Annotated in this window: 20 protein-coding genes; 12 read left to right on the forward strand and 8 right to left on the reverse strand. The window is 54.6% G+C overall.

Going from position 1 to position 20572, the window contains the following annotated elements:
- Positions 1–196: 196 nt before the first annotated feature.
- A complete protein-coding gene (locus IM299_RS11575; RefSeq protein ID WP_045260159.1) occupies positions 197–649 on the forward strand; it encodes a DUF4385 domain-containing protein in 453 nt (150 codons plus the stop codon).
- A 151-nt stretch (positions 650–800) separates the two neighbouring features.
- Positions 801–2108 (forward strand): MFS family transporter, encoded by a 1308-nt coding sequence (locus tag IM299_RS11580; protein ID WP_193357507.1) that lies wholly within the window; start codon positions 801–803, stop codon positions 2106–2108.
- On the opposite strand, the gene IM299_RS11585 is transcribed toward IM299_RS11580, so the two are convergent.
- The 5 genes from IM299_RS11585 to trxC all read right to left on the reverse strand — a co-directional run bounded on the left by IM299_RS11585 (position 2105) and on the right by trxC (position 7826).
- Positions 2105–2428, reverse strand: coding sequence for a YfiM family lipoprotein (locus IM299_RS11585; RefSeq protein ID WP_041908650.1), 324 nt, complete (start codon positions 2426–2428; stop codon positions 2105–2107). The two genes, IM299_RS11580 and IM299_RS11585, sit on opposite strands and share 4 nt — an antisense overlap.
- A 45-nt stretch (positions 2429–2473) precedes the next feature.
- Positions 2474–3829 (reverse strand): CDP-diacylglycerol--serine O-phosphatidyltransferase, encoded by a 1356-nt coding sequence (gene pssA / locus IM299_RS11590; RefSeq protein ID WP_193357568.1) that lies wholly within the window; start codon positions 3827–3829, stop codon positions 2474–2476.
- 110 nt (positions 3830–3939) lie between these two features.
- Positions 3940–6603, reverse strand: a complete 2664-nt coding sequence (gene pat, locus IM299_RS11595) for a protein lysine acetyltransferase (RefSeq protein ID WP_047364185.1) — start codon at positions 6601–6603, stop codon at positions 3940–3942.
- Positions 6604–6638: 35 nt separating this feature from the next.
- The gene (tapT, locus tag IM299_RS11600) at positions 6639–7337 is read right to left on the reverse strand and encodes a tRNA-uridine aminocarboxypropyltransferase (protein WP_193357508.1); all 699 of its coding nucleotides are present in this window, start codon (positions 7335–7337) and stop codon (positions 6639–6641) included.
- 69 nt (positions 7338–7406) lie between these two features.
- The gene (trxC, locus tag IM299_RS11605; RefSeq protein WP_028014108.1) at positions 7407–7826 is read right to left on the reverse strand and encodes a thioredoxin TrxC; all 420 of its coding nucleotides are present in this window, start codon (positions 7824–7826) and stop codon (positions 7407–7409) included.
- Between the two features lie 204 nt (positions 7827–8030).
- On the opposite strand from trxC, the gene IM299_RS11610 reads away from it, so the two are divergent.
- A complete protein-coding gene (locus IM299_RS11610; protein ID WP_045630974.1) occupies positions 8031–9131 on the forward strand; it encodes a tRNA/rRNA methyltransferase in 1101 nt (366 codons plus the stop codon).
- A 39-nt stretch (positions 9132–9170) separates the two neighbouring features.
- On the opposite strand, the gene ung is transcribed toward IM299_RS11610, so the two are convergent.
- Positions 9171–9860 (reverse strand): uracil-DNA glycosylase, encoded by a 690-nt coding sequence (ung, locus tag IM299_RS11615; protein WP_023333064.1) that lies wholly within the window; start codon positions 9858–9860, stop codon positions 9171–9173.
- A gap of 314 nt (positions 9861–10174) precedes the next feature.
- Here ung and grcA point away from each other — a divergent pair, with 314 nt between their 5' ends.
- On the forward strand, positions 10175–10558 hold the full coding sequence (gene grcA, locus IM299_RS11620; RefSeq protein WP_006176733.1) for an autonomous glycyl radical cofactor GrcA: 384 nt from the start codon (positions 10175–10177) through the stop codon (positions 10556–10558).
- Positions 10559–10611: 53 nt separating this feature from the next.
- On the opposite strand, the gene srmB is transcribed toward grcA, so the two are convergent.
- Positions 10612–11940 (reverse strand): ATP-dependent RNA helicase SrmB, encoded by a 1329-nt coding sequence (srmB, locus tag IM299_RS11625; RefSeq protein ID WP_041908660.1) that lies wholly within the window; start codon positions 11938–11940, stop codon positions 10612–10614.
- Positions 11941–12072: 132 nt separating this feature from the next.
- On the opposite strand from srmB, the gene IM299_RS11630 reads away from it, so the two are divergent.
- Positions 12073–12810, forward strand: a complete 738-nt coding sequence (locus IM299_RS11630; RefSeq protein ID WP_028014104.1) for a tRNA1(Val) (adenine(37)-N6)-methyltransferase — start codon at positions 12073–12075, stop codon at positions 12808–12810.
- Here the strand turns inward: IM299_RS11630 and nadB are convergent.
- Positions 12795–14414, reverse strand: a complete 1620-nt coding sequence (gene nadB / locus IM299_RS11635; protein ID WP_045630975.1) for an L-aspartate oxidase — start codon at positions 14412–14414, stop codon at positions 12795–12797. The two genes, IM299_RS11630 and nadB, sit on opposite strands and share 16 nt — an antisense overlap.
- Positions 14415–14757: 343 nt before the next feature.
- Here nadB and rseD point away from each other — a divergent pair, with 343 nt between their 5' ends.
- The 7 genes from rseD (at position 14758) to lepB (ending at position 20497) form a co-directional block, all read left to right on the forward strand.
- Complete coding sequence (gene rseD, locus IM299_RS23100) at positions 14758–14841, forward strand: rpoE leader peptide RseD (RefSeq protein ID WP_231940818.1); 84 nt, start codon at positions 14758–14760, stop codon at positions 14839–14841.
- Positions 14838–15413, forward strand: coding sequence for an RNA polymerase sigma factor RpoE (gene rpoE, locus IM299_RS11645; protein WP_028014102.1), 576 nt, complete (start codon positions 14838–14840; stop codon positions 15411–15413). Before rseD ends, rpoE begins: the two co-directional genes overlap by 4 nt.
- 31 nt (positions 15414–15444) lie before the next feature.
- The gene (gene rseA, locus IM299_RS11650) at positions 15445–16095 is read left to right on the forward strand and encodes an anti-sigma-E factor RseA (protein WP_193357509.1); all 651 of its coding nucleotides are present in this window, start codon (positions 15445–15447) and stop codon (positions 16093–16095) included.
- Positions 16095–17048 carry a sigma-E factor regulatory protein RseB gene (rseB, locus tag IM299_RS11655; protein ID WP_041908666.1) on the forward strand — a complete coding sequence of 318 codons (954 nt, stop codon included), beginning with the start codon at positions 16095–16097 and terminating at the stop codon, positions 17046–17048. The genes rseA and rseB overlap by 1 nt, the downstream gene beginning before the upstream one ends.
- Positions 17045–17521, forward strand: coding sequence for a SoxR-reducing system protein RseC (rseC, locus tag IM299_RS11660; protein WP_041908668.1), 477 nt, complete (start codon positions 17045–17047; stop codon positions 17519–17521). The genes rseB and rseC overlap by 4 nt, the downstream gene beginning before the upstream one ends.
- Before the next feature lie 185 nt (positions 17522–17706).
- Positions 17707–19506, forward strand: coding sequence for a translation elongation factor 4 (gene lepA, locus IM299_RS11665; protein WP_193357510.1), 1800 nt, complete (start codon positions 17707–17709; stop codon positions 19504–19506).
- A 16-nt stretch (positions 19507–19522) separates the two neighbouring features.
- Complete coding sequence (lepB, locus tag IM299_RS11670) at positions 19523–20497, forward strand: signal peptidase I (protein WP_047364182.1); 975 nt, start codon at positions 19523–19525, stop codon at positions 20495–20497.
- Positions 20498–20572 lie beyond the last annotated feature (75 nt).

The raw sequence follows: 20572 nt of genomic DNA on the forward strand, positions 1-20572 counted from the left end.
AGAAGTGAAACGCCGTAGCGCCGATGGTAGTGTGGGGTCTCCCCATGTGAGAGTAGGGAACTGCCAGGCATCAATTAAGAAGAACCCCGTACCGTAAGGTGCGGGGTTTTTTGCTTTGTGCGCCGGAAAATACCAAGTGGCGGCACCGACTGACCGTACCTACAATTGTTAAAACGATTTTAACAATGGTGCCGCTTTGACACGTCCCTTTAATTACCAACAAGATTTTGCCAACATTAATTTCCGTGACCATGCAGAGCTGTATCAGGTGGGGCGGGGAGAGCAGGGTGTGCTCATGGTGGAGCCTTACAAAAGCGAGATCCTTCCGCACTGGCGATACAAAGATGCTGAAGTTGCAGCGCGATCGGCAAAAGAAATTTACGCCCTGTTTGAAGAATATCGTCAGCAAAACGACTTTGTGGGTATGGATATGGCGCGTAAATTCATTCAGATGGGCTATACGCGCGCCAGGCGATACGCCAATCATAAAGGCGGTAAAAAGTACGATGAGAAGCGCCAGGTAAAACCGCTGGATTGCGATCCCGTAAAAGCCGAAGCCGCCGCGGTCTTCAAAAAGTGGTGGGATAAAATTCGTGCAGATGAAGATTATTTGCAGCGAAAAAAGGCGCATCAGCAGAAGTGGGGATAATTACTACGTCCGCTAATAATTCGATACCTGATCGAGTTCACAAAACGTAATGAAACATATTAGAAACATTTTATTTACCTAACGATTCGTTTTAAATCCGGTTTTACTGTTTGTGGGCAATGGCCCGCAATGTGAGACAGGGGATTTTAAAATGACAGAAACCGTAGCCAGTGCAGATACGGATAACACCAATTTGGCAGGTAAGGATAGCCGTCGTCGGGTTTGGGCAATCGTTGGAGCCTCCTCGGGGAACCTCGTAGAGTGGTTTGACTTTTACGTCTATTCATTCTGTTCACTCTACTTTGCGCATATCTTTTTCCCGTCCGGGAATACCACCACTCAGCTTCTGCAAACCGCAGGCGTTTTTGCCGCCGGGTTCCTGATGCGCCCTATCGGTGGATGGCTGTTCGGCAGGATCGCAGACAGAAAAGGGCGCAAGACCTCAATGCTCATCTCCGTATGCATGATGTGCGTCGGCTCGCTGGTGATTGCCTGCCTGCCCGGATATGACACTATCGGAACATGGGCACCCGCGTTGCTGCTGCTGGCACGTCTGTTCCAGGGGCTGTCGGTCGGTGGGGAATACGGCACCAGTGCGACATACATGAGCGAAGTGGCGGTTGAAGGCCGAAAAGGTTTCTATGCATCATTCCAGTATGTGACCCTCATTGGCGGACAGCTGCTGGCGTTACTGGTTGTGGTGATCCTGCAACAAATACTTAGCGATGAAGATTTGCACGCCTGGGGCTGGCGCATCCCGTTTGCTATGGGCGCTGCCCTGGCGGTTGTCGCCCTGTGGCTACGCCGTCAGCTTGATGAAACCTCTCAACAGGAGGTCAGGGCGCTGAAAGAGGCGGGCTCGATGAAGGGGCTCTGGCGAAACCGCAAAGCATTTTTGATGGTGTTAGGTTTTACCGCCGCGGGCTCGCTAAGTTTCTATACCTTTACCACCTATATGCAAAAATATCTGGTTAACACCACGGGCATGCATGCAAACGTTGCGAGCGTCGTTATGACGGTGGCGTTACTCGTCTTTATGCTTATCCAGCCGATTGTCGGCGCGCTGTCGGACAAAATAGGTCGCCGCACCTCCATGCTGATCTTTGGCGGCATGCTCACCCTGGGTACCGTTCCGCTTTTGACTGCGCTACAGCAGACAACGTCGCCGTATGCCGCTTTCGCGCTGATCATGGTGGCACTCATTATTATCAGTTTTTACACGGCAATCAGCGGCATTTTGAAAGCGGAAATGTTTCCCGCACAGGTGAGGGCGCTGGGTGTTGGCCTCTCTTATGCGGTCGCGAATGCCCTGTTTGGCGGTTCGGCAGAGTATTTCGCGCTATCGCTTAAGTCGTGGGGCAGTGAAACGACCTTCTTCTGGTATGTCACCGTAATGGGAGCGCTGGCGTTTATTGTCTCGCTGATGCTGCATCGCAAAGGAAAAGGTATCCGCCTTTAATAATGTGCCATCTGCCACACGGCGTAGCCGGTTGTTGCGCCGGCTACGTCCCAGGCGAAATCTTTCCAGCTCCAGCCGCTCCCTGAGGGGCGGCTATCCCATAGTTCTTTTGATGCCCCAAGGCCCACTGAGAACATCAACCCTATCGCCGCGCTACGGTCCCGGCTGTATCCCTGATGCTGCGCATACTCATTACCGGCTGCAGACAGCATAGCGGAAGCGAGGAAGTGTTGTGCTTTGTCCTGACCGGACCAGCTATCATTGGCCATATGACTGCAACCAGTCAGAAAGAAAGCGCTCAGTAACAGAGGAATACGCATCAACGGGCTCCATAAAAAAGCCCTGCGGGTAACAGGGCCTGGACATTACAGAATTCGGCTGATAAGTCGGTCAATACGGATACGACGCAAGCGGCGAATCAGCTTGCGAACTTTCACCGGATAATCGGCAATGCTCTGCAGCTCGCGGTAATGATTAACCACCGTGGTGTGCGTGCGAATCAACTCCAGTTCACGCTCACGCTGTGCGGCTAACTCATGCTGCGGGTCATGGATCAGGATCGCGTTTTCCAGATCCAGTCTCCACGCGCGCGGGTTCAGGTTGTTACCGGTCAGCAGCATCCACTCATCGTCGACCCACATACCTTTCAGATGGTAACTGTTGTCTTCATCTTTCCACAGACGCACAACCAGCTGGTCAGTGTTTACGTAATACTGTAAACGGCTCAGGAAGCGGCGCAGGTTAATTTCATAAAGATAAGGCAGCGCACCGATGATTTTGAACGGCTGATCTTCAGGTATGAAGAAGTCGTTCGCCGTTTTATCCCCAACGATAATTTCCACTTTTTTACCATCGCGCAGCAGCTGAATGATATTACGCACCAGCACGGCAGGAAGGTTAAAGTACGGCGTGCAGATGGTGAGCTTTTGCTCCGCGCACGGCATCAGATGGAAGATCGTTTTATTCAGCAGGCTTGATTTGCCAAGCCCAACCAGCGGGGTAACGGATAACTCTTCGTTGTTTGCGTCGCCCTGAAAATGGTAAACAGCATCGCGGAGCTCCTGGCGGAAGGCGCGAACATCGTTTTTGATTTCCGGGCTCTTAGGGCGCTCGGGATCGTCAAGGCGATTAACGCCACGGCCATGTACCAGGTTTTTATCAACCCAGTTAAACATGATATCGGCCATCTGAGGATTACGGATCAGATGGTAGCGGTCATAGCGATATTTATCGAGCTGATGAAGATAGACATCATTGAGGCTTGCGCCGCTGTAAAGCACGCTGTCATCGATGATGAACCCTTTAAAATGAAGGACGCCGAGCGCTTCGCGGGTATTCACCGGGACGCCATAAACAGGTACATCGACGCCAGGATTTTCCTGCGCCGTGCGACAATACCAGTCTGCATTGGTGTTTGAAGCGGCCGCGCCAATACGGCCACGCTGGGCGCGATGCCAGTCAACCAGCACGCGAACATCCAGCTCCGGACGCTGACGCTTGGCTTCATAGAGCGCGTTCAGGATCGCACGCCCGCCTTCATCTCGTTCAAGATACAGGGCCACAATGCAAATGCGTCGCGTGGCACTGGCAATCTTTTCCAGAAGCGTCTCCCGAAAATGAGCGGGAGCGTAAAAGAACTCTACATCATCAACTGACTGAGAAATCTTCGGTAGTTGAGCAAGGTGTTGTTGATGTTTATTACGCTTAAATTTTGACAACATCACAGTGCGTTTCTTCTCTGTTCATTGAAGGGTTGTCTGTACCATGCAAACAACATAAGCGGACAATGATACCACCAGTCCCGTCCAAAGTGGGTAACATTTCCAGTAGCTTACTCGGGTTTGTCTGCTGGTGTCAGGCCGAGGGATAAGGCGACAATACCTTCGTCCAGCTGAATATCAACGTCAAATCCGAGTTTTCGCGCCAGGGTCACCATACCGCGATTGTTCGGCATAGTAATGCCATTCAGGCGTAACAATCCGTGATCTCGCGTATAACTGATGAGTTTTTCCAGCAGTCGTCTGCCCAGACCCAGGCCTTTAAGATCGGAGCGCACCAGCACAGCAAATTCCGCGTCAATGTTATCCGGATCGGAAATTGCGCGCGTCACGCCGAGGATCTCATCGCCCCGATCGGAACGTCGAACGGCGACAAACGCCATCTCTCGATCGTAGTCGATCTGGGTCATATTGGCTAAATCATCGTGGGTAAATTCGTTGATTTCGCTAAAGTAGCGATAATAGAGATCTTCTTTCGTAACCTGAGAAATAAAGGCACGCAGCTGCGGTTCATCTTCCGGCAGAATAGGGCGGAACAGGGCGCGTTCCCCATTCTTCATCTCGACCCACTCCTCCAGCTGCAGAGGATACGGACGGATCGCCAGGCGGCTCTCTCTGTCCCCTTCAAATGGCGCGATATCCAGCGTTACGTCCAGCGCCGTAAACTCAGTGCCGGAGGCGAGCAGCGGATGGATATCCAGCCGCTGGATCTCCGCACAATCTACAACCAGGTTAGACACCTGCACCAGGAATTGACTCAACCCGGCAATATCGAGCGGACGCAGGGCGCTGCGGCCACGGATCTTTTTGCTTTTAATCGCCTGAATGATCAGATAGCGCGCCAGATTCATGTTCAGCGGCGGTAGCGCCACCGCGGCCTGTTCCTCTGGACGCCACTCAACGCCGCCTTCCCCCAGCATAATGAGCGGGCCGAAGACAGGATCGTGTTCAACCACCACCCGCAGTTCCTGGGCGCCCGCGCGGTGAGCCATGCTTTGCACCAGCAGTCCGTGGATCCGGGCCTGCGGCCAGGCCATTTTGACGCGATCGAAAATGGCATCGGCTGCCTGCTGCACCTCCGTTGCCGTACGCAGGTACAACATGACCCCCTGAACGTCAGACTTATGCGGGATATCGGGGGAACGAAGCTTAAGCGCGACCGGGTAGCCAATCTGTTCGGCTATATGTACGGCCTCAGCGCTGTCGCTGGCGATCCAGGTTGGCAGAGTTTGCATCCCGTAGCTGCCCAGTATGGGCTGCACTTCATGCGTATCAAGCGAGGTCGCGCCTTCTTCAATGGCCTGCTGTAACAGCCGATGAACGTCGACGGTGTTCGCCGTCAGGTTTCCGGGCAAGGCAGGTGTCTCACGCAGCTGTTTCTGGTTGCGGCGATATTCCACCATATGCATAAATGCCGTGATGGTGCCTTCCGGCGTGCGGTAGGTTGGCAGTCCGGCTTCACTGAACAAGCGTCGCGCCTCCTGAGAGGAAAACTCACCGCACCAGTTGGTCAGCAGGGTGACATATTTGCCGCGCGGATGATTTCGTACCGCCTCAATCAGCGCCCGCGCGCTTTCACTGCCCGGCGCGGCCGCGCTGGGGGAGTGGATAATCATCAGCGCATCGAAATCCTGGCTGTCCAGCAAAATGGAGATTGCCCTGATATAGCGATCGCTGCTGGCATCATCGCGCAAATCAAGCGGATTGCCGGGCGTCACGCTTGCCGGAAGCGCCTCTCTGAGGCGTTGCAGCGTCTCTTCACCCAGCGTGGCCAGCTTGCCGTTACGCAGCCAAAGCTCATCCAGCGCCAGCGCGGCAGGGGCCGCGCCATTGCTGACAATCATCAACTTCTCGCCGCGCAGCGGACGCATGTGGCTCAACGTCTCAACGGCGGAAAAAAGCTCGTGTGTATCCTGCACCCGCAGCAACCCCGCGCGCTGAATGGCAGCATCCCAGGCCGGATCCATACCGGAATGAGACTGCAGCAGACGCTGTGCCGCAGGGCTGCGACCGCTTTTGATAACGAGGATCGGTTTATTGCGCGATGCGCTACGCGAAGCGGAAACAAAACGACGGGCGTCGCTCAGGTGCTCAAGATAAAGGAGGATTGCGCTGGTTTTGCTGTCTCGCGCCAGGAAATCCAGCAGTTCGTCAACGTCAATATCCAGGCTGTCGCCCAGAGCAATGAAGTAGGAGAATCCCATTTCACGCTGCTGCGCCCAGTCAAGGATGGTGTTTGAGACCGCAGCCGACTGCGAGATAAACGCCAGCTTACCTTTACGGATCGGCACCGGGGAGAAGCTGGCGTTCAGCCCCTGCCAGGGCGCGAGCAGACCCAGGCTGTTCGGCCCGAGAATGCGCATCTGATAGCGGCTGGCGCAGGCCAGCAGTTCGGGCTGCTGTTCAGGCGGAGACGAGAGAATAATGCAGGTTTTACACCCTTTCTTGCCGAGTGACTCCAGCAGTTCCGGATTGCGTTTGGCGTTTGTACACAGAACGGCGAGATCCGGTACGAAAGGCAGGCTCTCCACGTCCGGCCAGGCAAGCACGCCCTGAACGGCCTTATAAGACGGCGTGACGGGCATAACGGGACCGTTAAATCCTCCGGCCAGAAGGTTGCGCATCATCAGATAGCCTGCACGATCCGGTTTCATTGATGCGCCGATGACGGCAATGGATTTAGGACGGAGTAGCGCTTCTAACCCTCTCTGGCTCATGCAGGCCTCCTGTGAATGCAAGCGACCTGATGATTTTAAACGCTTTCTGTCTCCGTTGCTGTGATGCTGCCCTTATGAACGGTTTTTCCCGCCAGATAGCGCTCCCGGAAGCATGAGAAATGGTTGCCCAGGGCACCAGCTGCAGCGGTATCTCCTGCTAAATCCAGTAGCGCAATGGCGACTTCGGCAGTGCAGTAATGCCCGTCAGCATGCGCTTCGCGCAGGCGGTAGGCCGAGACGCGGGAAAGATCGACAGAAATAACCGGCAGAGCGTCGAGGTAAGGGCTTTTGCGAAACATTTTCCGCGCTTCGGTCCAGGTACCGTCCAGCATAATAAACAGCGGTGGTTTCCCTGATGGCGGCGCGGTAAAGACCTGACGCTGTTCTCCCGCATAAGATGCCGGGAAAACCACCATCGGCTGGTAGTCCGGGCTTGCCACCAGGTCGAGCAGAGCCTGAGGTGGCTCAGTGCGCGACCACTGAAACGCGGCGGTATCCGGCAGAATATCGGCAATAAGACGCCCCGTATTACTGGGCTTCATCGGCTCGGTATCGAACATGACCAGACAAAAGCGGCTCTCCGCAGTACTTGGGGCCAGCGTCTCGCACAGACACACCTTCAGCGGCAGCAGGCAGCGCTGACAGCGACGTATGCGATTGCCACGAGCAAGAAAGGGGCGAGTCGCGCGCGCAAGGCGTTCGGCGCGTAATTTAAGGACAGCGTTATCAGTCATGGGCGAAATGGAGGAAAAACCCTATTTTCGCAGAGGCGGGAACGGGGCACAAGGTGTGCCCCGGGAATGTTACAGCGATTCGTTTAACCAGCTATCAAAAGGTGCTTTTGGAACCGCACCGTTGAGCATATCGATCACTTCACCATTTTTGAAAATCATGATGGTCGGGATACTGCGAATACGAAAACGTGCGCTTAGCTCGCGTTCGGCCTCGGTATTAACCTTAACGAACCGCATTTTTCCGCTGCGCTCTTCGGCCACATCTTCGAAGATTGGCGCGAAGCTGCGGCACGGACCGCACCATGGCGCCCAGAAATCGACCACCACCGGGAGATCGTCCTTGAGGAGTTTGTCCAGCGTAGCACCCGTCGCGTTAATGACATCGCCATCAAACAATTCATGGCCACAACGTCCGCATTTCGCACCGTCATCCATCCGATCGTCCGGAATGCGGTTTAAAGCCTGACAGTTGGCACATACGGTATTCATAACTAACCTCTGATAGAGCCGTGGGACAGCGGCAGAACGCCGATAATGTTTCTGATATGTTACATATTATCAGTGAGCCTGTATGAAACGACAATGCGTTTTATTCAATGGGAACAATAGTCACAGGCTTTTGTACGAAATTATGGCTATGCGCTGGCACATCGGGTAATCTGCGCGCTTCGCGCAGCGCTGGTGGAGAAAAGCATGAACGACGAAATGAAAAACAAAAGCGGCAAGGTCAAAGTGATGTATGTCCGCAGTGATGATGACTCTGATAAACGCACCCAAAATCCGCGTACCGGAAAAGGTGGCGGGCGTCCAGCGTCCTCTCGTGCAGACGGTGGCCGTCGCCCCGCCCGCGATGACAGAAATAACCGCGGTGATGACCGCAAACGTGATGACCGCAAGCGTGACGATCGCAAGCGCGATGACCGTCCGCGTGATGACTTCTCACGTGATAACGCCTCTCCGTGGCGCACCGTTTCTCGCGCCCCTGGCGATGAGACGCCGGAAAAAGCCGATCACGGCGGTATCAGCGGTAAAAGCTTTATCGACCCGGAAGTGCTGCGTCGTCAGCGCGCGGAAGAGACCCGCGTATATGGCGAGAACGCCTGCCAGGCGCTGTTCCAGAGCCGTCCTGAGTGTATCGTCCGCGCCTGGTTTATCCAGAGCGTGACCCCGCGCTTTAAAGAAGCGCTGCGCTGGATGGCCGCGAACCGCAAAGCTTACCACGTGGTTGAAGATGCTGAACTGACAAAAGCGTCCGGTACCGAGCACCACGGCGGCGTCTGCTTCCTGATTAAAAAACGTAACGGCACGACAGTTCAGCAGTGGGTCAGCCAGGCAGATGCCGATGACTGCGTGCTGGCGCTGGAAGACGTGGGCAACCCGCACAACCTGGGCGCAATGATGCGCAGCTGCGCGCATTTTGGCGTGAAGGGCGTGCTGCTGCAGGATGCCGCGCTGCTGGAATCCGGCGCCGCGATCCGTACTGCGGAAGGCGGAGCCGAGCACGTACAGCCGATCACCGGCGACAGCGTTCTGGATGCCCTCGAGCAGTTCCGTAAAGCGGGCTATTCCATCGTGACCACATCCAGCCATGCCGGCACGCCGCTGTTTAAAGCGACGCTGCCGCGCAAGATGGTGCTGGTGTTGGGTCAGGAACGTGATGGTCTGTCTGATGCGGCGCTCTCCAGTTCGGATCTGAGCGTCTCCATCGACGGGACGGGCAATGTGGAAAGTCTGAACGTATCCGTTGCGACCGGCGTGCTGCTGGCCGAGTGGTGGCGTCAGAATAAGGCATAAGCCTCTTATGTGCCGGGCCTGACCCGGCACATTCAAACCCTACTCGCTCTCTGCCGGTAACACAGGCATCCAGTCAATTGGCGTTTCGCCACGTTTTTCCAGCCATTCATTTGCCAGAACAAAATGATTACTGCCAAAGAAACCGCGATGGGCAGAAAGCGGTGACGGGTGCGGTGCCTTCAACACGTGATGACGCTGACGATCGATAATTGCCCCTTTCTTCTGCGCGTGAGAACCCCAGAGTAAAAACACGACCCCTTCACGATGCTCGTTGATAAGGCTGATAACTTTATCGGTAAAGGTTTCCCACCCAAGGCTGGCGTGCGAGTGCGCCTGGCCCGCCCGTACGGTGAGCACCGTGTTCAATAACAGCACGCCCTGGCGCGCCCAGCTTTCCAGATAACCGTGGTTGGGGCGGGTAAACCCGGGCACGGTTCCCTCAAGCTCTTTATACATGTTGAGCAGAGAAGGGGGGATCGCCACGCCTGGGCGTACGGAAAATGCCAGCCCGTGCGCCTGCCCAGGGCCGTGATAGGGATCCTGGCCCAGAATGACGACTTTCACATCGCTCAACTCGGTATAGCGAAACGCGTTGAATACATCTTTTTGCGGCGGATAAATCGTTTGCCCGGACTGACGCTCAGCGGCAACGGTACTGAGCGTATTGATAAAATAAGGCTGCTGCTTTTCTTCTGCCAGCACGTCATGCCAGGTTAAAGGTGTCGTCATGTCGCTCTCCTGCGAATCTCAATCTGTCACTAGCTTACCTGTTTAACGCTTGTGAGCAAAATTACGCGCTGAAATGCGTGCTAAGTCGTTAAATTTATTTTGAAATGATGCAGGTTAAGTTGAGTCGATGGGGGTATGAAATTGATCTAAAGCAATAAATTCAAACCACACTCTTTATGTGGTTGGTATTTTTGTTGATTTAAATCAATAAATCGCCGTGGTGTGAATGATATATATACACACAAGAAACAATGGTTTTACCAATTGGCCGCGTAAGGCCAGCATCAGTTAATGTAGCCTAAGGGAGGCAACACATGATTACAGGTATCCAGATTACCAAAGCGGCAAATGACGATCTGCTCAACTCTTTCTGGCTGCTGGACAGCGAGAAAAATGAAGCGCGCTGTGTGGTTGCGAAAGCGGGTTTTGCTGAAGATGAAATCGTACCGGTGAATAAACTGGGCGAAATCGAATACCGTGAAATCCCAATGGAAGTGCAGCCGGAAGTGCGCGTTGAAGGGGGTCAGCACCTGAACGTTAACGTGCTGCGCCGCGAAACGCTGATGGATGCCGTTGAGCACCCGGAAAAATACCCACAGCTGACTATCCGCGTGTCTGGTTATGCGGTTCGCTTTAACTCACTGACTCCAGAACAGCAGCGCGACGTTATCGCCCGTACCTTTACTGAAAGCCTGTAAGGCTTCAGCCACGGGGGGGGAACAAAAAAGCCGGGGATTACCCCGGCTTTTTCTTACTCTTCAGTCTTCGTTTCCTGCGCGGCAGCGCTTGGCTTACGACGCTTACCAATGTTTTTGGTATCGCGGTGGCGCTGCTTCACGCGCGGCTTCTCTTTTTCTTTCTCTTTTCTCTCAGCACGTTTCGCGAGCGCTTTCTTGGACGGTTTACCCGTCATTTTTTCACTCGGCGCACGTGTGGTTGGGCGCAAGCCATCAATAACGCGCGCTTTCAGCGGCTCGTCAACATAGCGGCCAATTTTCTGCAGCAGCAGGTAGTCATGCGCTTCAACCAGTGAAATTGCAATCCCTTTGCGGCCCGCGCGACCGGTACGGCCAATGCGGTGCAGGTAAGTATCTCCGCTGCGCGGCATATCGAAGTTAATGACATGGCTCACGTCAGGGATGTCGATCCCGCGGGCGGCAACGTCTGTTGCGACCAGCACGTTAACGCGGCCATCGGTCAGGCGCTTAATGCCTTCGGTACGCTTGATCTGCGCCATCTCACCTTCAAGATAGCAGTTGTTGATCCCGGCGTTGCGCAGCATTTCAGCCAGCTCGTGCACGCGCTCGCGCTTACGCACAAACACGATAGTGCGGGTTGCGTCTTCCTGCTTCAGCAGGTGCTTGAGCAGCTCAACCTTATGCTCAAGGTTGTCCGCACGGTAATACCACTGATGGATTTTTTTACGCTCTCGCGTGGATGGCGTCGCAGAGACTTCCACCGGATCTTCCAGCAGACGCTCTGCGAAGTCTTTAATCGCATCCCCTTCAAGGGTGGCAGAGAACAGCATCGTCTGGTTACGCCAGCGCGTTTCACCTGCAATATGCTCGATATCCTGCGCAAAGCCCATGTCCAGCATGCGGTCCGCTTCGTCGAGGATCAGCGTTTCTACCGCGCGGCAGTCGAAGTTTTCTTCTTTAATATACTGCAGCAGGCGGCCCGTCGTCGCGACGACGATGTCCTGGTTTTCGCTGAACACTTCGGCGTGGTTCATATACGCAACGCCGCCGGTGATGGTGGCGATATCCAGATGCGTATTCGCCGCGAGTTCACGCGCGTGATCGGCAACCTGCATGGCCAGCTCGCGCGTAGGCGTCAGGATCAAAATACGCGGCGGGCCAGATTTTTTACGTGGAAAGTCGAGCAGGTGCTGCAACACAGGCAGCAAATAGGCTGCTGTCTTCCCCGTGCCGGTTGGCGCAGAACCGAGCACATCGCGGCCCTCAAGCGCAGGCGGAATGGCCGCTGCCTGAATGGCGGTCGGGCGTGTAAAGCCTTTGCTCTCAAGAGCATTGAGCAGGCTTTCATCGAGTTCAAGTTCGGAAAAAGTCGTTACAGTCATGTTCTACCTCTGTGTGGGGCGCTGATTATAGACGTTACGGCTGTAATCTTCATCTGTTTGTATGGATATCGCTTTGCGGCCACTTCGCTTTCCCCTATGCTACTCCAGTTTCACTTAGAAGGTTGCCCTGACATGTCTCAACTCAAAGCGCAGCTGCGCCGCGATGGTTTTACGTTTAAACAATTTTTTGTCGCTCACGATCGCTGTGCCATGAAAGTCGGTACAGACGGCATTTTACTGGGAGCATGGGCACCTGTCGCAGGTGTTAAGCGTATTCTTGATATCGGTACCGGCAGCGGGCTGGTGGCCTTGATGCTGGCGCAGCGTACTGAAGAGCATGTCACTATTGATGCCGTTGAGCTGGATGCGCAGGCCGCAGGGCAGGCGGGTGAAAACGCGGCCGAGTCACCCTGGGCTGACCGGATAACCGTTAAGTGCGCGGACGTGCTGGCCTGGGCACCAGAGCAGACGGCGCGTTACGATCTGATTGTCAGCAACCCCCCTTACTACGAGCCCGGCGTGGAGTGTGGTACACCGGAACGTGAACAGGCGCGCTATACCGGTTCACTCGATCACAAAGCGCTGCTCGTCAACGCGGCTGAACTTATCTCAGAAGAGGGCTTTTTCTGCGTGGTGCTGCCAGAAAGTACGGGCAACACGTTTATCGCTACCGCGCAGGAGATCGGCTGGACGTTACGTTTGCGAACTGACATCTCTGATACGGAAGGCCGATTGCCGCACCGCGTGCTGCTGGCGCTTTCGCCAAAAGAGGGTGAGTGTTTTAATGACCGTATGGTGATCCGTGGGCCAGACCAGCGTTATTCCGAAGATTACACGGCTCTGACCCAGGCGTTTTATTTGTTTATGTAAACCTGCGGGGCGAGTATCGACGGGCCGGACTCAGCAAGCCGATCCGGGTAGTCGAGTGTGTAGTGCAAACCGCGGCTCTCTTTACGCATCATCGCGCAGCGAACAATCAGCTCGGCAACCTGCACCAGATTGCGCAGCTCCAGCAGATTATTGGAGACGCGGAAATGGGCATAATATTCATCAATTTCCTGCTGCAGCATCGTAATGCGGCGCAACGCGCGTTCCAGACGTTTCGTGGTGCGCACAATCCCAACGTAGTCCCACATAAACAACCGTAGCTCGTGCCAGTTGTGCTGGATCACTACCAGCTCGTCCGGGTTCTCCACGCGGCTTTCATCCCAGGCCGGTAAACGCTCTGTTTCACGGGCGTAAGGCATGCGCTTCGTGATGTCCTCCGCCGCTGACCAGCCGTACACCAGACATTCAAGCAGCGAGTTAGACGCCATACGGTTCGCGCCGTGTAGCCCGGTATAGCTGACCTCACCAATAGCATACAGACCGTCTACATCAGTGCGTCCGTGATCGTCAACCATCACGCCGCCGCAGGTATAGTGGGCGGCTGGCACAATGGGCACCGGATCGCGTGTTAAATCAATGCCAAGATTGAGCAGCTTTTCGTAAATCATCGGGAAGTGCTGGCGAATGAATTCTGCCGGCTTATGGCTGATATCGAGATACATGCAGTCCACGCCAAGGCGCTTCATTTCGTGGTCGATGGCGCGGGCAACAATATCACGCGGCGCCAGTTCACCGCGGGCGTCAAAGTCCGGCATAAAGCGGGTACCGTCAGGGCGTTTCAGATAAGCCCCTTCGCCGCGCAGGGCTTCCGTCAGCAGGAAATTTCGCGCCTGAGGGTGGAACAAGGCGGTGGGGTGAAACTGATTAAATTCGAGATTCGCCACGCGGCAGCCGGCGCGCCAGGCCATAGCGATACCGTCCCCGGAAGCGATATCCGGATTCGTGGTGTACTGATACACCTTAGAGGCGCCACCTGTAGCCAACACCACAGCCTTCGCCTGACAGGTTTCCACCTTCTCTTTATTACGGTTCCAGACCCACGCTCCCACCACGCGACGCGTGCCGGGCAGGCCTATCTTGTCGGAAATGATCAGATCAACCGCGTTGCTCCGCTCAAGGACCCGGATGTTAGGATGGTTCAGCGCTTTGCTGACCAGCGTGGTTTCCACTTCTTTTCCGGTAGCATCCGCGGCGTGCAGGATGCGGCGGTGGCTATGGCCGCCTTCACGCGTTAAGTGGTAGCTCTCTTCACCGTTGGGCTGAACCTGAGTATCGAATAAAACACCCTGATCGATAAGCCACTGAACGCAATGGCGGGCATTGCTGGCCACAAACTCTGCCGCGTGTGCATCCACGATCCCGGCCCCGGCAATCAGCGTATCTTCCACATGTGATGCAATGCTGTCGGTCTCGTCAAATACCGCGGCAATGCCGCCCTGAGCATAAAATGTGGAGCCTTCACTTATCGGGCCTTTGCTCAGAACGATAACGTTCTGATGTTCAGCCAGACGCAGCGCCAGAGAGAGACCGGCAGCGCCGCTGCCGATGATCAATACATCACAATGAAGTTCAGGTGTTGTGTTCATGATTGTTGTTTAATTTACTAAACAGTGTTGGGGCAGAATAGCACCTGAATGCGAGATATCGCACGTTTTTTTTAATAGAAGTTGCAATGACTAAACGCAGTGGCAGGGGTAAACGAAGGGTAAATAAATGAAATTATTTTGCGAAGCAGATCGTTAGCGTCAGATTTTGTGGTGAAATAAAGCCTGTGTTGCGTTACTCTTCTGGCGGGAAAAAGATGTTTCTTGTCAGAAAGTGGTGCGTATCGTGAACAGACTTATAATGAGAGAAAATGAACGGTCTGCGGCGCGATGAACAAAAACAAAGGCGTTACGGAACTTATTGAAGATCAGACACTCTAAGCTGGTGCTTGCTCAAAGTGCGGTAGTTATAGAGTGGCGTTTCGATAACGCGTGGAATTTAGGTTTGGGGAGACATTACCTCGGATGAGCGAGCAGTTAACGGACCAGGTCCTGGTTGAACGGGTCCAGAAGGGAGATCAGAAAGCCTTTAACCTACTGGTGGTGCGCTACCAGCATAAGGTGGCGAGTCTGGTTTCCCGCTATGTACCGTCAGGTGATGTACCTGATGTGGTGCAAGAGTCTTTTATTAAGGCCTATCGCGCGCTGGAATCTTTCCGGGGAGATAGTGCTTTTTATACCTGGCTGTACCGTATTGCTGTCAATACGGCAAAGAATTACCTGGTTGCTCAGGGTCGTCGTCCGCCGTCCAGTGATGTAGACGCTATCGACGCCGAAAACTTCGAAAGTGGCGGTGCGCTGAAAGAAATTTCGAACCCTGAGAACTTAATGTTGTCAGAAGAACTGAGACAAATTGTTTTTCGCACGATCGAGTCACTCCCGGAAGATTTACGCATGGCAATTACGTTACGGGAGCTTGATGGTCTGAGCTATGAAGAGATAGCCGCTATCATGGATTGTCCGGTCGGCACGGTTCGTTCACGAATTTTCCGTGCGCGAGAAGCTATTGATAATAAAGTTCAACCGCTTATCAGGCGTTGACGATAGCGGGATACTGGAAAAGGTATTAGGCATGCAGAAAGAAAAACTTTCCGCTTTAATGGATGGTGAGACGCTGGATAGTGAGCTGCTCAACGAGCTGTCTCATTCTCCCGAAATGCAAGAGACCTGGGAGAGTTACCATCTCATCCGTGACACGCTGCGCGGTGATACCGGAGAGGTTCTCCATTTCGATATCTCAGCCCGCGTGATGGCGGCCATCGAGAATGAGCCTGTTCATCAGACCACTCCGCTGATTCCTGAAGCGCAACCCGCACCGCACCAGTGGAAGAAAATGCCGTTCTGGCAAAAAGTGCGTCCGTGGGCCAGCCAGCTCACCCAAATGGGGGTGGCTGCATGCGTATCGCTTGCAGTTATCGTTGGCGTCCAGCACTATAATACTCAGTCTGAAACTAATCAGCAGCCAGAAGCGCCAGTGTTTAACACACTGCCGATGATGGGCAAAGCCAGCCCGGTAAGTCTGGGCGTACCGGCTGATGCCTCCGCCAGCGGCGGTCAGCAACAGCAGGTTCAGGAGCAGCGCCGTCGCATTAATGCGATGTTGCAGGATTATGAGTTGCAGCGTCGTCTGCACTCTGAACAGCTTCAGTTTGAGCAGGCCCAAACTCAGCAAGCTGCTGTGCAGGTGCCCGGAAACCAAACTTTAGGAACGCAATCGCAGTAATGAAGCAACTTTGGTTCGCCATGTCTCTGATGGCGGGTAGCCTGTTCTTCTCTGCTAACGCCTCGGCTGATGTTTCATCCGGGGCGTTGTTGCAGCAAATGAATCTGGCCAGCCAGTCACTCAATTACGAGTTGGCATTTATCAGCATCAACAAGCAGGGCGTCGAGTCGTTACGCTATCGCCATGCCCGTCTTGATAACCAGCCGCTCGCCCAGCTTTTACAGATGGATGGCCCGCGTCGGGAAGTTGTCCAGCGTGGCAACGAAATCAGCTATTTCGAGCCCGGTCTGGAGCCTTTCACCCTGAATGGCGACTATATCGTTGATTCTCTACCGTCGCTTATCTATACCGACTTCAAACGACTTGCCCCTTACTATGATTTTATTTCGGTAGGGCGTACCCGTATTGCAGACAGGCTGTGTGAAGTGATCCGCGTGGTTGCGCGCGATGGCACGCGCTACAGCTATATCGTCTGGATTGATGCGGAAACCAAGCTGCCGATGCGCGTGGACCTGCTCGACCGCGACGGCGAGACGCTTGAACAGTTCCGCGTCATCTCCTTCAGCGTGAACAATCAGGTTGGTAACAGCATGCAGAATCTGGCGAAGGCCAGCCTGCCGCCGCTGCTTTCTGTTCCAGCAGGGGACTCCGCTAATTTCAACTGGGTTCCTTCCTGGATACCGCAAGGCTTTAGCGAAGTGTCCAGCAGCCGTCGTCAGTTGCCCACCATTGATACGCCGGTTGAATCACGCCTCTATTCCGATGGCTTGTTCAGCTTCTCGGTGAATATCAACCGCGCAACGGCAAACAGCGCTGAACAAATGCTTCGTACCGGGCGTCGTACGGTCAGCACCACGGTTCGCGATAACGCAGAAATCACGATTGTGGGGGAATTACCTCCGCAGACGGCGAAGCGCATTTCAGACAGCATTAAATTCAGGGCCGCACAATGATTAAAGAGTGGGCGACCGTCGTCTCGTGGCAGAATGGTATTGCGCTGGTCAGCTGTGATGTTAAAGCCTCATGCAATAGCTGCGCATCCCGAGCCGGTTGTGGCAGTCGCGTGCTGAATAAGTTAGGGCCACAGACATCGCATACGATCTCCGTGCCGAGCGAACAGCCGCTGGTGGCGGGTCAGAAGGTGGAACTGGGCATTATGGAAGGCAGTCTGCTTAGTTCCGCGATGCTGGTCTATCTCTCCCCGCTGGTGGGGCTGTTTGTCATGGGCGGCCTTTTTCAGATGCTGTTTGGTACCGACGTGGCCGCCATGTGCGGTGCAGCTTTGGGTGGCGTAGGGGGATTCTGGCTTGCCAAAGGCATCTCACCGAAGCTCGCCGCGCGCGATGAGTGGCAGCCCGTTATTCTGAGCGTTGCGCTGGCGCCTGACCAGCTTCGTGTCGAGACGCTCTCTTCTGAAGCCCGGTGATCCACCGGGCTTTATCATTATTTACATCTCAAAAAAGAAAACGCCGTTTCTTCGCGCTATGCTTGGCTCTAAGTGCATTTCCAGGTTGCGGGGATGTAGTGTAGAATGCTGCGTTTTCGCACTGAAAAACGTCAGGCTAAGAACAGCGGCCTCCAGGAATTCGTAAGGCATAATTATTTAACTATATGAAGAACATACGTAACTTTTCGATCATTGCTCACATTGACCACGGTAAGTCGACGCTGTCTGACCGTATTATCCAGATTTGCGGTGGCCTGTCTGATCGTGAAATGGCAGCCCAGGTACTGGACTCCATGGACCTGGAACGCGAACGCGGTATCACCATTAAAGCGCAGAGCGTGACGCTCGACTATAAAGCGACCGACGGTGAAACCTACCAACTGAACTTTATCGACACCCCTGGCCACGTTGACTTCTCCTATGAAGTTTCACGCTCGCTGGCGGCCTGTGAAGGCGCGCTGCTGGTGGTCGATGCCGGGCAGGGCGTAGAAGCCCAGACTCTGGCGAACTGCTACACCGCGATGGAAATGGATCTCGAGGTCGTGCCGGTTCTGAACAAAATTGACCTGCCTGCCGCCGATCCTGAGCGTGTAGCGGAAGAGATTGAAGACATCGTCGGCATTGATGCGACCGACGCGGTACGCTGCTCGGCGAAAACCGGCGTCGGTGTTCCAGATGTGCTGGAACGTCTGGTGCGTGATATTCCGCCACCGGAAGGTGACCCAGAAGCGCCGCTGCAGGCGCTGATCATCGACTCCTGGTTCGATAACTACCTTGGCGTTGTTTCGCTGGTGCGTATTAAAAACGGCACCATGCGTAAAGGCGACAAAATTAAGGTGATGAGTACCGGCCAGGTCTACAACGCTGACCGTCTGGGTATCTTTACGCCAAAACAGGTTGACCGTACCGAGCTGAAATGCGGCGAGGTAGGCTGGCTGGTTTGCGCCATTAAAGACATCCTCGGTGCCCCGGTGGGCGATACGCTGACGCTGGCGCGTAACCCGGCGGACAAAGCGCTGCCAGGCTTCAAAAAGGTAAAACCGCAGGTTTACGCGGGTCTGTTCCCGGTCAGCTCTGACGACTACGAAAACTTCCGCGATGCGCTCGGTAAATTGAGCCTGAACGATGCTTCCCTGTTCTACGAACCAGAAAGTTCAACGGCGCTGGGCTTCGGCTTCCGCTGTGGCTTCCTCGGCCTGCTGCACATGGAGATCATTCAGGAACGTCTGGAGCGTGAATACGATCTGGATCTGATCACCACCGCACCAACGGTAGTCTACGAAGTGGAAACCACCTCGAAAGAAGTGATCTACGTCGACAGCCCGTCCAAGCTGCCGCCGCTGAACAACATTCACGAGCTGCGCGAGCCTATTGCAGAATGTCACATGCTGCTGCCGCAGGAGTTCCTGGGGAACGTTATTACGCTCTGTATTGAGAAGCGTGGCGTGCAGACTAACATGGTTTACCACGGTAACCAGGTGGCGCTGACCTATGAAATCCCTATGGCGGAAGTGGTACTCGACTTCTTCGACCGTCTGAAGTCTACCTCCCGTGGCTATGCATCACTGGATTACAACTTCAAGCGTTTCCAGGCCTCCAACATGGTGCGCGTGGACGTGCTGATCAACGGCGAGCGTGTGGATGCGCTGGCGCTGATCACCCACAACGACAATGCGCCGTACCGTGGCCGCGAGCTGGTTGAGAAGATGAAAGATCTGATCCCGCGTCAGCAGTTTGACATTGCGATTCAGGCGGCCATCGGTAACCACATCATTGCCCGCTCAACCGTGAAGCAGCTGCGTAAAAACGTTCTGGCGAAGTGCTATGGCGGTGACGTCAGCCGTAAGAAAAAGCTGCTGCAGAAGCAGAAAGAAGGTAAGAAGCGTATGAAGCAGGTCGGTAACGTTGAGCTGCCGCAGGAAGCATTCCTTGCCATTCTTCATGTCGGTAAAGACGGCAAATAACCTTTAAGGAGTTGGCATGGCGAACATGTTTGCCCTGATCCTGGTCATCGCTACGCTGGTGACAGGCCTGCTGTGGTGCCTGGATAAGTTTATCTTCGCCCCAAAACGCCGTGAACGTCAGGCTGCCGCGCAGGCAGCGACTGGCGATGCGCTTGACGCGAAAACCCTGAAGAAAGTTGGCCCGAAACCGGGCTGGCTGGAAACGGGCGCGTCGGTGTTCCCGGTGCTGGCGATTGTGCTGGTGGTACGTTCGTTTATTTATGAGCCGTTCCAGATCCCATCGGGATCAATGATGCCAACGCTGCTGATCGGTGATTTTATTCTGGTTGAGAAGTTTGCCTACGGCATTAAAGATCCGATTTACCAGAAAACGCTGATCGAAACGGGGCATCCGAAACGTGGCGACATCGTGGTGTTTAAATATCCGGACGATCCGCGTCTGGATTACATTAAGCGCGCGGTGGGTCTGCCGGGTGATAAAGTGACCTACGATCCGGTTGCGAAGGAAGTCACCGTTCAGCCGGGCTGCAGCTCCGGTACCGCGTGTGAAAACGCGCTGCCAATCACCTACTCAAACGTTGAGCCAAGTGATTTCGTGCAGACTTTCGCCCGTCGTAACGGCGGTGAAGCGACCAGCGGATTCTTCCAGGTGCCAAAAGGTGAAACCAAAGAGAACGGCATTCGTCTGGTTGAGCGCAAAGAGACGCTGGGCGATGTCACTCACCGCATTCTGACCGTGCCAATCGCGCAGGACCAGGTGGGGATGTATTACAAACAGCCGGGTCAGCAGCTGGCCAGCTGGATCGTACCGCCGGGACACTACTTCATGATGGGCGATAACCGCGATAACTCCGCGGACAGCCGTTACTGGGGCTTTGTGCCGGAAGCGAATCTGGTGGGTAAAGCAACCGCGATCTGGATGAGTTTTGAGAAGCAGGAAGGCGAGTGGCCGACCGGCGTGCGCCTGAATCGTATTGGCGGAATCCATTAATTCTCAGGAAAAGAACACGTAGCCGCGTTATTTCGCGGCTACGTGAATTATTTCCTCGATAAATCTCTTTGAACT

Origin of the sequence: Enterobacter cloacae complex sp. P47BA (assembly GCF_014930485.1) — a bacterium.
Classification (GTDB): domain Bacteria; phylum Pseudomonadota; class Gammaproteobacteria; order Enterobacterales; family Enterobacteriaceae; genus Enterobacter; species Enterobacter bugandensis.